General features: G+C 72.7%; 10 protein-coding genes. 3 read left to right on the forward strand and 7 right to left on the reverse strand.

Translation table 11 applies throughout. The features are described 5' to 3' along the window. Positions 1 to 185 precede the first annotated feature (185 nt). Entirely contained in the window at positions 186 to 1,229 is a 1,044-nt protein-coding gene (locus ACFT5B_RS07815) for a LacI family DNA-binding transcriptional regulator (protein WP_386797428.1), read from the forward strand. Between the two features lie 103 nt (positions 1,230 to 1,332). After that, positions 1,333 to 2,421: an aldo/keto reductase gene (locus tag ACFT5B_RS07820; protein ID WP_386797429.1), complete on the forward strand. Its 1,089-nt coding sequence runs from the start codon at positions 1,333 to 1,335 to the stop codon at positions 2,419 to 2,421. Positions 2,422 to 2,542: 121 nt separating this feature from the next. Here ACFT5B_RS07820 and ACFT5B_RS07825 read toward each other — a convergent pair whose 3' ends face one another. The 3 genes from ACFT5B_RS07825 to ACFT5B_RS07835 form a co-directional block, all read right to left on the reverse strand. Next, complete coding sequence (locus tag ACFT5B_RS07825; protein ID WP_386797430.1) at positions 2,543 to 3,013, reverse strand: tRNA (cytidine(34)-2'-O)-methyltransferase; 471 nt, start codon at positions 3,011 to 3,013, stop codon at positions 2,543 to 2,545. A gap of 131 nt (positions 3,014 to 3,144) precedes the next feature. Then, a complete protein-coding gene (locus ACFT5B_RS07830; RefSeq protein ID WP_386797431.1) occupies positions 3,145 to 4,200 on the reverse strand; it encodes a zinc-binding alcohol dehydrogenase family protein in 1,056 nt (351 codons plus the stop codon). A gap of 142 nt (positions 4,201 to 4,342) precedes the next feature. Then, positions 4,343 to 6,328: a phosphoenolpyruvate carboxykinase (GTP) gene (locus tag ACFT5B_RS07835; RefSeq protein WP_386797432.1), complete on the reverse strand. Its 1,986-nt coding sequence runs from the start codon at positions 6,326 to 6,328 to the stop codon at positions 4,343 to 4,345. Positions 6,329 to 6,444: 116 nt separating this feature from the next. On the opposite strand from ACFT5B_RS07835, the gene ACFT5B_RS07840 reads away from it, so the two are divergent. Continuing rightward, positions 6,445 to 7,893: a helix-turn-helix domain-containing protein gene (locus tag ACFT5B_RS07840; protein ID WP_386797433.1), complete on the forward strand. Its 1,449-nt coding sequence runs from the start codon at positions 6,445 to 6,447 to the stop codon at positions 7,891 to 7,893. A 7-nt stretch (positions 7,894 to 7,900) separates the two neighbouring features. Here ACFT5B_RS07840 and ACFT5B_RS07845 read toward each other — a convergent pair whose 3' ends face one another. The 4 genes from ACFT5B_RS07845 to ACFT5B_RS07860 all read right to left on the reverse strand — a co-directional run bounded on the left by ACFT5B_RS07845 (position 7,901) and on the right by ACFT5B_RS07860 (position 13,023). Further along, positions 7,901 to 8,689, reverse strand: a complete 789-nt coding sequence (locus ACFT5B_RS07845; RefSeq protein WP_386797434.1) for an ABC transporter ATP-binding protein — start codon at positions 8,687 to 8,689, stop codon at positions 7,901 to 7,903. A gap of 83 nt (positions 8,690 to 8,772) precedes the next feature. Continuing rightward, on the reverse strand, positions 8,773 to 10,290 hold the full coding sequence (glpK, locus tag ACFT5B_RS07850; protein WP_386797435.1) for a glycerol kinase GlpK: 1,518 nt from the start codon (positions 10,288 to 10,290) through the stop codon (positions 8,773 to 8,775). Positions 10,291 to 10,378: 88 nt separating this feature from the next. Next, the gene (locus ACFT5B_RS07855) at positions 10,379 to 11,116 is read right to left on the reverse strand and encodes an MIP/aquaporin family protein (protein WP_386797436.1); all 738 of its coding nucleotides are present in this window, start codon (positions 11,114 to 11,116) and stop codon (positions 10,379 to 10,381) included. Positions 11,117 to 11,244: 128 nt separating this feature from the next. After that, entirely contained in the window at positions 11,245 to 13,023 is a 1,779-nt protein-coding gene (locus ACFT5B_RS07860; protein ID WP_386797437.1) for an FAD-dependent oxidoreductase, read from the reverse strand. Positions 13,024 to 13,085: the final 62 nt, after the last annotated feature.

Here is a 13,085-nt window from a genome sequence, read left to right on the forward strand (position 1 = left end):
TGCGCCGCCGCGGCATCGGTGCCGCAGCGGGTCGGTACTTCCCCTGCGGCGGAGAGCTCAGAGAGCGCTCTCCGCCGTCTCCGAGTTTCACCCGGTGGTCGCCGGGGTGTCAAGCATTGCGAGCTCTCGATCCCGAAGCACGGGCGCTGCATCGGGATCGCGCTCTCTGGGGATATCGTGTCGGGGTGACCGACGATCTGCAGCACGCGGCGATGCCGACCCTCGAGGACGTCGCGCGCGTCGCCGGCGTGTCGCGCGCGTCGGTGTCGCGCGTCGTCAACGGCAAGCCGGGGGTCGCGCCGCACATCGTCGAAGCCGTCCAGAAGGCCGTCGCGACCACGCGCTACGTGCCGAACACGGCCGCGCGGTCGCTCGTCACGCGCCAGAGCGGGTCGGTCGCGATCGTCGTCTCGGGCGTCGGCGTCGACCACGACGCGAGCCCGGAGGAGGTCTACGGCGATCCGTTCTTCGGGCGGCTCTCCAGTGCGCTGGTGAGAGCGCTCTCGCGGCGCGAGCTGCACCCCGTCCTCATGCTCGCGGAGTCCGACTCCGAGCGCGATCGTGTCGAGGCCTTCCTCGCGCGACGCGGTGCCGACGGCGCGCTCCTGATCTCGACCGCGCCCCACGACCCGCTGCCCGGGCTCCTCGTCGACGCCGGGCACCCCGTCGTCACGTTCTCGCGCCCGCCCGACGGCGTCCGGGCCGACTGGGTCGACGTCGGGCACCGGCAGGGGGCGGCGCTCGCGGCCGAGCGGCTCGTCGGACGCGGGGTGCGCCGTCCGGCCGTGATCTCGGGGCCGCTCGACGTGCCCGCGGCGGCGGAGCGGCTCGCCGGCTTCCTCGAGGGCATGGCGCGCCACGGCCACAGCTACGTCCCGGTCGTCACCGGGACGTTCACCGTCGAGTCGGGCGAGCAGGCCATGCGCGAGCTCCTCGAGCAGCGCTCCGACCTCGACGGCGTCTTCGCGGCCAACGACCTCATGGCAGTGGGCGCCCTGCACGCGCTCACGGACGCGGGCCGCGCGGTGCCCGGGGACGTGGCCGTCGTGGGCTTCGACGACTCGTTCCCCGCGCGCTACGCGCGGCCCGCCCTCACGACGGTCCGCCAGCCGCTCGAGGACATGGGCGAGGCGATGGTCGACCTGCTCGTCGAGCGGGTCGCGGCGCCGGGCGCCCCGGCGCGGTCTCGCGTCTTCGCCCCGACGCTCCAGGTGCGCGCGTCGGCCTGACGGCCCCGGCCCCGGCCCCGGTCGCGGTCGCGGGTGGCGCGGTCGGTTGCGGGCGGCTTCGAATCGTTACGACACCGGTGTCAGGTGGTGGCAGGATGGCCGCATGCCTGAGAGCTCGCTGACGCGCCCCGAGTACCCCGCCGACCGCTACCTCGCCGACGCCGACCGCTACGACGGTCGCATGCCCTACCGCCGCAGCGGCCGGAGCGGGCTGGTCCTGCCCGCCGTGTCGCTCGGCCTGTGGCACAACTTCGGCAGCGTCGACAGCTACGAGACCCAGCGCGCCGTCCTGCACCGCGCGTTCGACCTCGGCGTCACGCACTTCGACCTCGCGAACAACTACGGCCCCGTCGCCGGGTCGGCGGAGGAGAACTTCGGGCGGCACCTCGCACAGGGACTCGGCCGGTACCGCGACGAGCTCGTCATCTCGACCAAGGCCGGCTACGGCATGGGCGTCGGCCCGTACCAGGACGGCGGCTCCCGCAAGTACCTGCTCTCCTCGCTCGACCGGTCCCTGCAGCGCATGGGCCTCGACCACGTCGACGTGTTCTACCACCACCGCCCGGACCCCGAGACGCCGCTCGAGGAGACCATGACGGCGCTCCACGACGTCGTGAAGGCGGGTAAGGCGCTCTACGTCGGCGTCTCGAACTACTCGGCGTCGCGGACGCGCGAGGCCGCGGGGATCCTCGCCGAGCTCGGCACGCCGCTCACCATCCACCAGCCCAGCTACTCGATGTTCAACCGGCACGTCGAGAACGTCGTCGACGACGGGTACGACGGCCGACAGCGCGAGCCGCTGCTCGACGCCGTCGGAGACCTGGGCGTCGGGACGATCGTGTTCTCGCCGCTCCAGCAGGGGCTCCTGACCGACCGGTACCTGTCGGGCTCGGCGCCCGCCGGCTCGCGCGCCGCCTCGACGACGTCGCCGTTCCTGTCCGAGAAGAACCTCTCCGACACGTACCTCGAGCGGGTGCGGGCGCTCAACGACATCGCGGCGAGCCGCGGCCAGAGCCTCGCACAGCTCGCGCTGTCGTGGGTGCTGCGCGACGAGCGCATCACGTCGGCGCTCGTGGGTGCGAGCAGCGTCGCGCAGCTCGAGGGGAACGTCGCGGCCGTCGCCGGCCCCGCGCTCACCGACGACGAGCTGGCCGCGATCGAGCCGCTCGCCGTCGACGGCACCGGCCGCTGACGAGCCCCACCACCCCCACCCTGAGTGCGTCGTTCTTGCGCGACACGCCCGGCGTTTCGCGCAAGAACTACGCACTCACGGCGGGGCGGGGGCCGCGCGCAGAGGCCGGTCGCGCTTCCGCTCACTCCCCGCCGGTGAAGCCCACCTGCCGCCACGCCTCGTAGATCGCGATCGACGCGCTCGAGGTCAGGTTGAGCGACCGGCGTGACGGCAGCATCGGGATCTTGACGCGGTCGGTGACGCGCGGGTGCGTCACGACCTCGTCGGGCAGACCCGTCGGCTCCGGCCCGAAGAGCAGGATGTCGCCCGGCCCGTACGCGACGTCCGTGTAGCGCGTGGTGGCGTCGACCTCGAACGCGTAGACCCGCGCGTCCGGTCGGGCCGCGAGCAGCGCCTCGAAGTTCGCGTGCACGACGACGCTCGCCAGGTCGTGGTAGTCCAGCCCTGCCCGGCGCAGCTTGGGTTCCGACAGGTCGAAGCCGAGCGGCTCGACGAGGTGCAGCGTCGTACCGGTGACGGCGGACAGGCGGATCGCGTTGCCGGTGTTGCCGGCGATGCGGGGCTCGAAGAACGCGAGGTCGGGAAGGGTCACGCACCCATTGTCGGCGACCTTCAGCACGAGGTGCGCGTATACCCGCACCGGCGTCTGACAACCCGTGCAGCCCCTCGACCTGTCAGAACCCGGTGTCCGTATACGTGCACCAGCTTCTGACAGGTCGCGGGTCAGGGGACGAGCACCGCAGCGCCCGCGAAGGCGCCCGCCTTCAGATCGGCAAGGGCCTGGTCGGCGCGGTCGAGCCGGTAGGGGTGCGCGTCGACGTCGAGCCGGTGGGCGGCAGCGAAGGCGAGGAGGTCGCGACCGTCCTCGCGGGTGTTGGACGTCACCGACCGGAGTTCCTTCTCGTAGAACAGGTCGGTCTCGTAGACGAGCGCCGGCACGTCGGACAGGTGGATCCCCGCCACGGCGAGGACGCCGCCGCGGTCGAGAGCCCGCATCGCGACGGGCACGAGGTCGCCGACGGGTGCGAAGAGGACGGCGCCGTCGAGCGGTCCGGGTGGGGCGTCGTAGGCGCCCCGGGCCGACGACGCCCCCAGCCGCAGCGCGAGCTCCTGCGCCGCGGCACCCCGCGTGAGGACGTGGAGCGTCGCCCCCTGCGCGAGCGCGACCTGCGCGGTGAGGTGCGCGGACCCGCCGAACCCGTACAGGCCCAGCCGGCCGCCGTCGGGCAGGGAGGTGCGACGCAGCGCGCGGTACCCGATGATCCCGGCGCACAGGAGGGGCGCGAGGTCGACGTCGTCGTACCCGTCGGGGAGCCGATACGCGAAGTCCCCGGGCACGGTCGTGTACTCGGCGTAGCCGCCGTCGGCGTCCCAGCCGGTGTAGCGCGAGCGGGGGCAGAGGTTCTCGGCTCCGCACAGACAGTACGCGCACACTCCGCACGTGTGCCGGAGCCACGCGACCCCGACCCGGTCGCCGACGCCGAGCTTCCCGTCGGCTGCGGGGCGCCGTGGGTCGGGGTGCGCGGCCGGCGGCCCGACCGCCACGACCTCCCCGACCACCTCGTGCCCGGGCACGACGCGCGGCCGGTGCACGGGCAGGTCGCCCTCGGTGACGTGCAGGTCCGTCCGGCACACCCCGCACGCCAGCACCCGGACGAGCAGCTCGCCGTGCCCGGGCTCCGGTACCGGCAGCTCGACCAGCCGCAGCGGCCGTGCCTCGAGTGGTCCGGGTCGTTCGACGACCCACGCCCGCATCGTCTCGGGGATCCCGACGCTCATCCATCCAGTCTGCGCGTGCTCACCCCCGGCGTCACCGCCGCTCCCAGGCGCCGAGATACCGAGATTCGGCCGAGATACCGATCCTGCATCGGTACCTCGGCCGAATCTCGGTATCTCGCGGCATGGGCGCGCGAGCCTGGGTTCAGCTCAGGCGCTCGTCGTCGAGCCGGTCCCGCAGGTGCCGGAGCTGGTCCCGCAGCACGGCCGGCACGCGCTCGCCGAACGTCGCGAAGAACTCGTCCGTCAGGTCGCACTCGGCCTTCCACCGCGCGGGGTCGACCGCGAACAGCTCGTCGAGCGCGTCGTCCGCGAGGTCGAGCCCGTCGACGTCGAGCGCTCCGTCGCCCGGGACGAGCCCGACGGCGGTCGGCCGCGCGCTGGGGTGCGCGGGGTCGTGCCCGCCGCTGCGGCGCTGCTCCACCTGCCGCACCATCCACGCGAGGACGCGCGCGTTCTCGCCGAAGCCGGGCCACAGGAACGAGCCGTCGGCGGCGCGGCGGAACCAGTTGACCTGGAAGACCTGGGGGCGGGTCTCGGGGGCGAGGACGTCGCCGACGCTCAGCCAGTGGGCCCAGTGGTCGGCCATGTTGTAGCCGGCGAAGGGCAGCATCGCGAACGGGTCGCGGCGGAGCTCGCCGACCTTCCCCTCGGCCGCGGCGGTCCGCTCGGACGACACGGTCGCGCCGAGGAACACGCCGTGCGCCCACGAGTAGGCCTGTGCGACGAGCGGGACGTTCGTGGCGCGCCGGCCGCCGAACACGATGGCGTCGACGGGCACGCCGTCGGGGGTCTCCCAGTCGTCGGCGATCGTGGGGCACTGGGCGGCGGCGACCGTGAAGCGGGAGTTCGGGTGCGCGGCGGGTCGTCCGGCGGCGCCGTCGGCCGGGGTCCAGTCGTTCCCCTGCCAGTCGACCAGGTGGTCGGGGGCCTCGGGGGTGAGGCCCTCCCACCAGACGTCGCCGTCGTCGGTGAGAGCCACGTTGGTGAAGATGACGTTCTTGCGGAGCGTCTCGACGGCGACGGGGTTGGTGCTCGCGCCGGTCCCGGGCGCGACCCCGAAGAACCCGGCCTCGGGGTTGATGGCGCGCAGCCGTCCGTCGGCGTCGGGCTTCATCCACACGATGTCGTCGCCGAGGGTCTCGACCTTCCAGCCGGGCAGCGTGGGCTGGAGCATGGCCAGGTTCGTCTTGCCGCATGCCGACGGGAACGCGGCGGCGACGTGGAACGGCCGGCCCTCCGGCGTCGTGACCCGGATGAGCAGCATGTGCTCGGCGAGCCAGCCCTCGTCGCGGGCCATCGCGGACGCGATGCGCAGCGCGAAGCACTTCTTCCCGAGCAGCGCGTTGCCGCCGTAGCCCGACCCGTAGGACCAGATCTCGCGGCTCTGCGGGAACTGGACGATGTACTTGAGGTCGTTGCAGGGCCACGGGACGTCGTCGGTGCGGGTGCCGTCGGCGGCGACGAGCGGAGCGCCCACCGAGTGCACGCAGGGCACGAAGTCCTCGCCCGCGGCGACGCGGCGCAGCACCTCCGGGCTGACGCGCGTCATGGTGAGCATCGAAAGCGCGGCGTAGGGGGAGTCGGTGACCTGGACGCCCAGCTTCGACAGGGCACCACCGACCGGCCCCATCGAGAACGGCACCACGTACATCGTGCGGCCGCGCATCGACCCGTCGAACGCGCCCCGGAGCTCGGCGCGCATGACGGCGGGCTCGCGCCAGTTGTTGGTGGGGCCGGCGCCGTCCTCGCGCTCGGAGCAGATGAAGGTCCGGGACTCGACGCGCGCGACGTCGCTGGGCGCGGACCGCGCGAGGTAGGAGCCGGGCCGGAGCTCGGGGTCGAGGGGGATCAGCGTCCCGGTCGTCACCATCGTCTCGATCAACGTGCGGCGCCAGGCGTCGGTCCCGTCGACCCACACGACGTCGTCGGGCCGGGTGAGCTCGGCGACGGCCTCGACCCATGCGGTCGCCGTGAGCCCGGCCGCGGCCGGGAGCGTGGGCGTTCCGGCAGGCCGCCGGCCCGCGGGTGCCGGCGTCGTCCCGCCCGACGACGGCCGGTCGGCGGGGAGGTTACGCGTGCGGCGAGGGTTCGCGGTGGTGCGGGAGCGGGGGTCGGCGGTCAGCGTCACGATCGTCACCTCGGGGACTCGGGTTCGGGCGGCTGCCTCCACCTTGACCCGCCCGCTGCTCGATTTCCCGGACGATCCGCCGTAAAGATCGGCGGATCTTCACGTATCGTGAAGGGATGACCACCGAACCGCTGACGATCGGCCGAAGGATCCGCCATTTCCGCGCGGAAGCGGGGCTCACGCTCGACGCCCTCGGCGACGCCGCGGGCGCGGCCCCGAGCCAGCTCTCGCAGATCGAGAACGGCCGCCGGGAGCCCCGGTTGTCCCTGCTCCAACGCATCGCCGACGCACTCGGCGTCCCGCTCACCGACCTGCTCACCGAGGACGCGCCCACCCCGCGCGACGCCCTCGAGATCGAGCTCGAGCGCGCGCAGCGCCGTCCCCTCTACGCGGCGCTCGGGCTGCCGAGCGTCAAGGTCTCCCAGAAGCTCCCGATGCCCGTGCTCGAGTCGCTGGTCGGCCTGCACGGCGAGCTCGCGCGCCGCGAGTCGGAGTCGATCGCGACTCCCGAGCAGGCCCGCCGCGCCAACACCGCGGTCCGGCTCGGCATGCAGGCCCGCGACAACCACCTGGCCGAGATCGAGGAGGTGGCCGAGGAGATGGTCCGACGGGCCGGTTACGAGGGCGGGGCGCTCACGCACCGCATGGTCACGGTGATGGCGGAGCAGCTCGGGTTCGAGCTCGTCCACGTCGGCGACCTGCCGCCCACCACCCGGACGGTGACGGACCTGGAGCACCGGCGGATCTACCTGCCGTCGTCGTCGATCCCGGGCGGCCACGGGCTGCGGTCCCTGGCCCTGCAGGCCATCGCCCACCGGGTGCTGGGGCACGAGCGCCCGGCGACGTACGAGGCGTTCCTCGGGCAGCGCAACGAGATCAACTACTTCGCGGCCGCGTGCCTCATGCCACGCTTCGTCGCGGGCCCGTGGCTCGAGGCCCGCAAGCACGACCGCGATCTCGCGATCGAGGACTTCCGCGACGCGTTCGGGGTGACCCACGAGGCGGCGGCGCGGCGCTTCACCAACCTCGCGACGGTCGTGCTCGGGATCCGCTGCCACTTCCTGCGCGTCCAGGAGGACGGGTCGCTCTACCGGGGCTACGAGAACGACGGGTTCCTGCTGCGCGCCGACGTCACGGGCGCGATCGAGGGTCAGCCCGTGTGCCGGTGGTTCGGCGCGCGCTCGGCCTTCACCAGCCACGACCGCACGACCGAGTGGTACCAGTACACCGACACCCCGGCCGGCACCTACTGGTGTTCCACGCAGGCCGGCGCGACGGCGTCGGGGGACTTCACCGTCACCATCGGCGTGCCGTTCGCCCAGTCCAAGTGGTTCCGCGGCCGTGACACGACGACGCGGCGCACGTCCACCTGCCCCGACGACGCGTGCTGCCGTCGTCCGGCCGCCGCGGACACCGCGCGTTGGGGCGAGGCGGCGTGGCCGAGCGCCCGGATGCGCCAGCACGTCTTCGGGCCGCTGCCGACCGGCGCGTTCCCGGGCGTCGACCAGACCGACGTCTACGAGTTCCTCACGCGCCACGCGCCCGAGGACGCCGCGCAAGGCTGACCGTCCGTCAGCCGCGGATGCGCTGCGCCACCAGGGGAGCGGCGTCGGCCAGGCCGCGCACGGCCGGGTGGGCGTCGTCCGCGGGACGCAGGACGTCCGCGAGCGGCCCCGACGCGACGAACGCGCCGTCCGCGAGCACGTGCACGGAGCCGCACAGCCGCCGGACCAGCTCGACGTCGTGGGACACCAGCAGGACGGCGGTGCCGTGGGCGGCGGTCTCCGCGGCGAGACGGTCGGCGATCCGGCCGCGCATCGACGGGTCGACCGCGGTGAGCGGCTCGTCGAGGAGCAGCACGTCCGGCCTCGTGGCGAGCGCCAGGGCGAGCGCGAGGCGCTGCTTCTCCCCGCCCGACAGCGACCCGACGGTGCGCGACGCGAAGCGCGGCTCCAGCGCGACGGTGTCGAGCAGGTCCGAGGTGGTGCGGCCGCTCGTGCGGCCCGCCTTCCGGGCGTCGGCCAGCGCCGAGGTGACGGCCCGCTCGACCGGCCACCGGGGGTCGGCGTCGAGCCCGCTCTGCGCGACGACCCGCACCGCGGCGCGGAAACGCTTGGTCTCGCGCCGGCCGAGCCGCGACACCGCGCGGCCCTCGAACGTCACGTGCCCGCCACGCGGCTTGACCTGCCCCCGCAGCGCGCGGACCAGCGTCGACTTCCCGGCCCCGGACTCGCCCAGGACGCCCACGGGCGCCGTGCCCGGCGTGAGCGCCAGGTCGATGCCACGCAGCACGGCGGGGCCGCCGTAGTCGGCCACGAGGCCGGTCGCGTGCAGCAGCGGGGCGGGGGACGTCGTGCTCATCGCCGTGACGTTACCGTGCACGGCTGGGGCCGCCGTCCAGGTTCGGACGGCGGCCCCGGTCCACGCTCGGGCGCGTGGGTGTGCTACTGCTCGACGTCGTCGTCGACCCAGTCGAGGGTCTTCGTGACGGCCTTCTTCCAGTTGCGGTAGAGGCGCTCGCGCTCGCCCTGGTCCATCGACGGGGTCCAGCGCTTGTCCTCGGCCCAGTTGTCGATGACGTCCTGCTCGCCGCCCCAGAACCCGACCGCGATGCCCGCGGCGTACGCGGCGCCGAGGGCCGTCGTCTCCGCGACCTTCGGCCGGACCACGTCGACGCCGAGCTGGTCGGCCTGGAACTGCATGAGCAGGTCGTTGGCGGTCATGCCGCCGTCGACCTTGAGCTCGGTGAGGTCGACGCCCGAGTCGGCGTTCATCGCGTCCAGGACCTCGCGGGTCTGGAACGCCGTCGCCTCGAGCGCGGCGCGCGCGATGTGGTTGCGGTTGACGTACCGCGTGAGCCCGACGAGCGCGCCGCGCGCGTCCGGGCGCCAGTACGGCGCGAACAGCCCCGAGAACGCCGGCACGAAGTACGCGCCACCGTTGTCGTCCACCTTGTGGGCGAGCCACTCGATGTCCGGCGCGTCCGTGAACATGCCGAGGTTGTCGCGCAGCCACTGGACGAGCGAGCCCGTCACCGCGATCGAGCCCTCGAGCGCGTAGATCGGCTTGCTGTCGCCGATCTTGTAGCAGACGGTCGTCAGCAGGCCGTTCTTCGACGGGATCTTCTCCTCACCCGTGTTGAGGAGCATGAAGTTGCCGGTCCCGTAGGTGTTCTTCGCGGAACCGACCTCGAAGCACGCCTGACCGAAGGTCGCGGCCTGCTGGTCGCCGAGGATGCCGGCGATCGGGACGCCGTCGAGCATGCCGTGCGGGCGGCCCTTGCCGTACACCTCGGACGACGACTTGATCTCGGGGAGCATCGACATCGGGATCCCCATGTCGTTCGCGATGTCCGCGTCCCACGACAGCGTGTCGAGGTCCATGAGCATCGTGCGCGACGCGTTGGTGACGTCGGTGACGTGCACGCCGCCGTCGACGCCCCCCGTGAGGTTCCACAGGGTCCAGGTGTCCGTGTTGCCGAAGAGCAGGTCGCCCCGCTCGGCGGCCGCGCGTGCGCCCTCGACGTTGTCGAGGATCCACTTGACCTTGGGACCCGAGAAGTAGGTCGCGAGCGGGAGGCCCACGCGCGCCTTGTACTTCTCGGCGCCCTCGGACCCGCCCAGCTCCTCGACGATCTTCTGCGTGCGGGTGTCCTGCCACACGATCGCGTTGTAGACGGGCTTGCCGGTGGTCTTGTCCCAGACGACGGCGGTCTCGCGCTGGTTGGTGATCCCGACGGCGGCCAGGTCGTCCTTGGTGAGGTTGCCGCGCGTCAGGGCGAGGCCGACGACCTCGCGGACGTTGTTCCAGATCTGCTCCGGGTTGTGCTCGACCCAGCCGGCACGCGGGAAGATCTGGTCGTGCTCGAGCTGGCCGACCGAGACGATCGAGCCCGAGTGGTCGAAGACGATCGCGCGGGAGCTCGTGGTGCCCTGGTCGATGGCGAGGACGTAGTCAGCCATGGTGTCTCTCAGTCCTTCTTGTTCTGGATGTGGTGCTCCGCCATGTCACTGTGCCGCCCTGCTGGGCGGAGCGGGATGCGGTGGAGGCTCAGATCGTGGCCTGGCTCAGCAGGCCCGCGAGGGCGCCGCCGACGAGGGGGCCGAGGATCGGGACCCACGAGTAGGACCAGTCGCTCGAGCCCTTGCCCTTGATGGGCAGGAGCGCGTGCGCGATGCGGGGCGCGAGGTCACGCGTCGGGTTGATCGCGTACCCGGTCGGACCACCGAGGGACGCACCGATCGCGACCACGACGAGCGCCACGCCCAGGGCGCCGAGCCCGCTGGCGTTCTCCTTGACGCCCGAGACGACCACCCAGTAGACGAGGACGAAGGTCGCGATGACCTCGGTGATGAAGTTCCACGCGTACGACCGCAGCTCAGGGCCGGTCGAGAACACGCCGAGCTTGACCGCCGGGTCGGCGTCCTGGTCGAAGTGCTTCTTGTACGCGAGGTAGGCGAGCACGGCACCGATGAACGCGCCGACGAACTCACCCGCGAAGTAGACGAGCGTGTTGCCGAAGTTCACGGCGAGCTGCGCGCTGCCGCCGTAGGTGTCGGCCCCGCTCGCCCAGATGCCGACCGTGACGGCCGGGTTGAGGTGGGCGCCGGACTTCCACGCGGCGTAGACGCCGGTGAAGACCGCGAGGCCCCACCCGAAGTTGATGAGCAGCCAGCCGCCCGCGAAACCCTTCGTCTTGGGGAGGATGACGTTCGCGACGACACCCGCACCGAGAAGGATCAGGAGAGCGCTGCCGATGGTCTCGGACCAGAAGACCTGACCGGTCATGGTGGTGACTCCGTTTCTGTTCTGACATCACTGTCAAGCTCACCGCCGCAGCGTCGCGGCGGTGTCGTGCACCAGATTCCCCCTACTACCCCTTGCTTCGTGGGGCGTCCGACGGCGCGTGCGCGGCGTCAGGCGCCCTCCGTCCCCCTCCCGTCGCCGGCGTCGCCCAGCGGGCGGAGCGGTTCGAGCTCGGTGGCCTCCAGCCGGACGCTCTCGGCCGAGGCGTCGTCGGGCTGCTGCTCGGCGTTCTCCTCGGCGTCGGCGCGCTGGCGGTAGGCGTCGATCTCACGGGCCTTGGTGGCGTCGTCCCAGCCGAGGAGCGGCGCCATGATGTCCGCGATCTCCGGGCAGGCCGCGAGGCCGCGGTCGCGGACCTCGTAGTTGAGCCGGGTGCGGTGCAGGAGGACGTCCTCGAGGTGGATCGCGCCCTCGTGCGTGACGGCGTACGCGATCTCCGCGCGCAGGTAGGCCGGCGCGTGCTCGAGCGGCTTGGCGAGCGACGGGTCGTCGACGCACGCGTCGACGAGGTCGCGCAGCATCGACCCGTACCGGTGGAGCAGGTGGTCGATGGTCGCGGGCGACCAGCCGTAGCGGGTCGCGTAGGAGCGGGCCTGGCGGCGGACGGCCTCGAGGCCCTCCGCGCCGAGGAGCTGGATGCGGTCGGTGATCGACGGCAGCCCGGACGCGCGGTCCCGCCCGATCGCGAAGTCGACGGCGTCCTCGGCCATCACGCGGTACGTGGTGAGCTTGCCGCCGGCGATGACCGTGAGTCCCGGGACGGGGGAGGCGACCGTGTGCTCGCGGGACACCTTGGCCGAGCTCGTGCCCTCCTTGGTGCCGGGCTGCAGCAGGGGGCGCAGGCCCGCGTAGGTGCCGATGATGTCCTCGCGCGTGAGCGGGTGCGCGAGCACCGCGTTGGCGTGCTCGAGCACGTAGTCGATGTCGGCCGCGGTGGCGACGGGGTGCTGCGGGTCGAGGTCCCACGGGGTGTCCGTGGTGCCGATGATCCAGTACCGGGACCACGGGATCACGAAGAGCACGGACTTCTCGGTCTGCAGGATGAGCCCGACCTTGCCCTGGATGCGCTCGCGGGGCACGACGATGTGCACGCCCTTCGACGCGAGCACCCGCAGGCCGCCCTCGCCGCCCGAGAGAGCCTCGGTCTTCTCGGTCCAGACGCCGGTCGCGTTGATGACGTGCCGGGCGCGGACGTCGAACTCCTCGCCGGTCTCGAGGTCGACCAGGCGGGCGCCCGTGACGGCGCCGGTGGAGTTCTTCAGCAGGTCGACGACCTGGGTGCGGGGGGCCGCGTGCGCGCCGTACGACGTCGCGGTCCGGACGAGCGTGACGACGAGGCGCGCGTCGTCGACGGACGCGTCGTAGTAGCGGATGGCGCCGACGGCGGCGTCGTGCGCGAGGTCGGGGAACGCCCGGGTCATGCCGGCCTTCGAGAGGTGGCGGTGGTACGGCAGGGCGCGCTTGCCGGGGGCGACGCTCGCGAGGGCGTCGTAGAGCGCGACGCCCGACCCCACGTACGCGCGCTCCCAGACGTGGTGGGTCAGCGGGTAGAGGAAGGCGACGGGCCGCACGAGGTGCGGGGCCACGAAGCTGATGAGGCGGTCGCGCTCGGTCAGGGCCTCGTGGACGAGGTGGAAGTCGAGCATCTGCAGGTAGCGCAGTCCGCCGTGGACGAGCTTGCTCGAGCGGCTCGACGTGCCCGAGGCCCAGTCCTGGCCCTCGACGATGGCGGTGTGCAGGCCGCGCGTGGCCGCGTCGAGGGCGATCCCGGCCCCGGTGACGCCGCCTCCGATGACGAGCACGTCCAGCTCGTTGTGCGCCGTGCTGCTGGCCTTGAGGACCTCGAGCGCGCGGCTACGTGATCCGGCGGACAGTCGGCTCGATGCCATGGTTGCCTCCATCGGCTTGTGGGTGACGCGGCAGTCCTCCCAGGGGACCACGAGACGAACGG

Origin of the sequence: Luteimicrobium sp. NPDC057192 (genome assembly GCF_042670205.1) — a bacterium.
GTDB lineage: Bacteria > Actinomycetota > Actinomycetes > Actinomycetales > Cellulomonadaceae > Luteimicrobium.

Excerpts from the sequence above, each read along its gene's own strand:
- ACFT5B_RS07830 (WP_386797431.1), bottom strand. The coding sequence starts at position 4,200 with ATGAGCGTCGGGATCCCCGAGACGATGCGGGCGTGGGTCGTCGAACGA.
- ACFT5B_RS07845 (WP_386797434.1), bottom strand. The coding sequence starts at position 8,689 with ATGAGCACGACGTCCCCCGCCCCGCTGCTGCACGCGACCGGCCTCGTG.
- glpK (WP_386797435.1), bottom strand. The coding sequence starts at position 10,290 with ATGGCTGACTACGTCCTCGCCATCGACCAGGGCACCACGAGCTCCCGC.
- ACFT5B_RS07855 (WP_386797436.1), bottom strand. The coding sequence starts at position 11,116 with ATGACCGGTCAGGTCTTCTGGTCCGAGACCATCGGCAGCGCTCTCCTG.
- ACFT5B_RS07840 (WP_386797433.1), top strand. The coding sequence starts at position 6,445 with ATGACCACCGAACCGCTGACGATCGGCCGAAGGATCCGCCATTTCCGC.
- ACFT5B_RS07860 (WP_386797437.1), bottom strand. The coding sequence starts at position 13,023 with ATGGCATCGAGCCGACTGTCCGCCGGATCACGTAGCCGCGCGCTCGAG.
- ACFT5B_RS07820 (WP_386797429.1), top strand. The coding sequence starts at position 1,333 with ATGCCTGAGAGCTCGCTGACGCGCCCCGAGTACCCCGCCGACCGCTAC.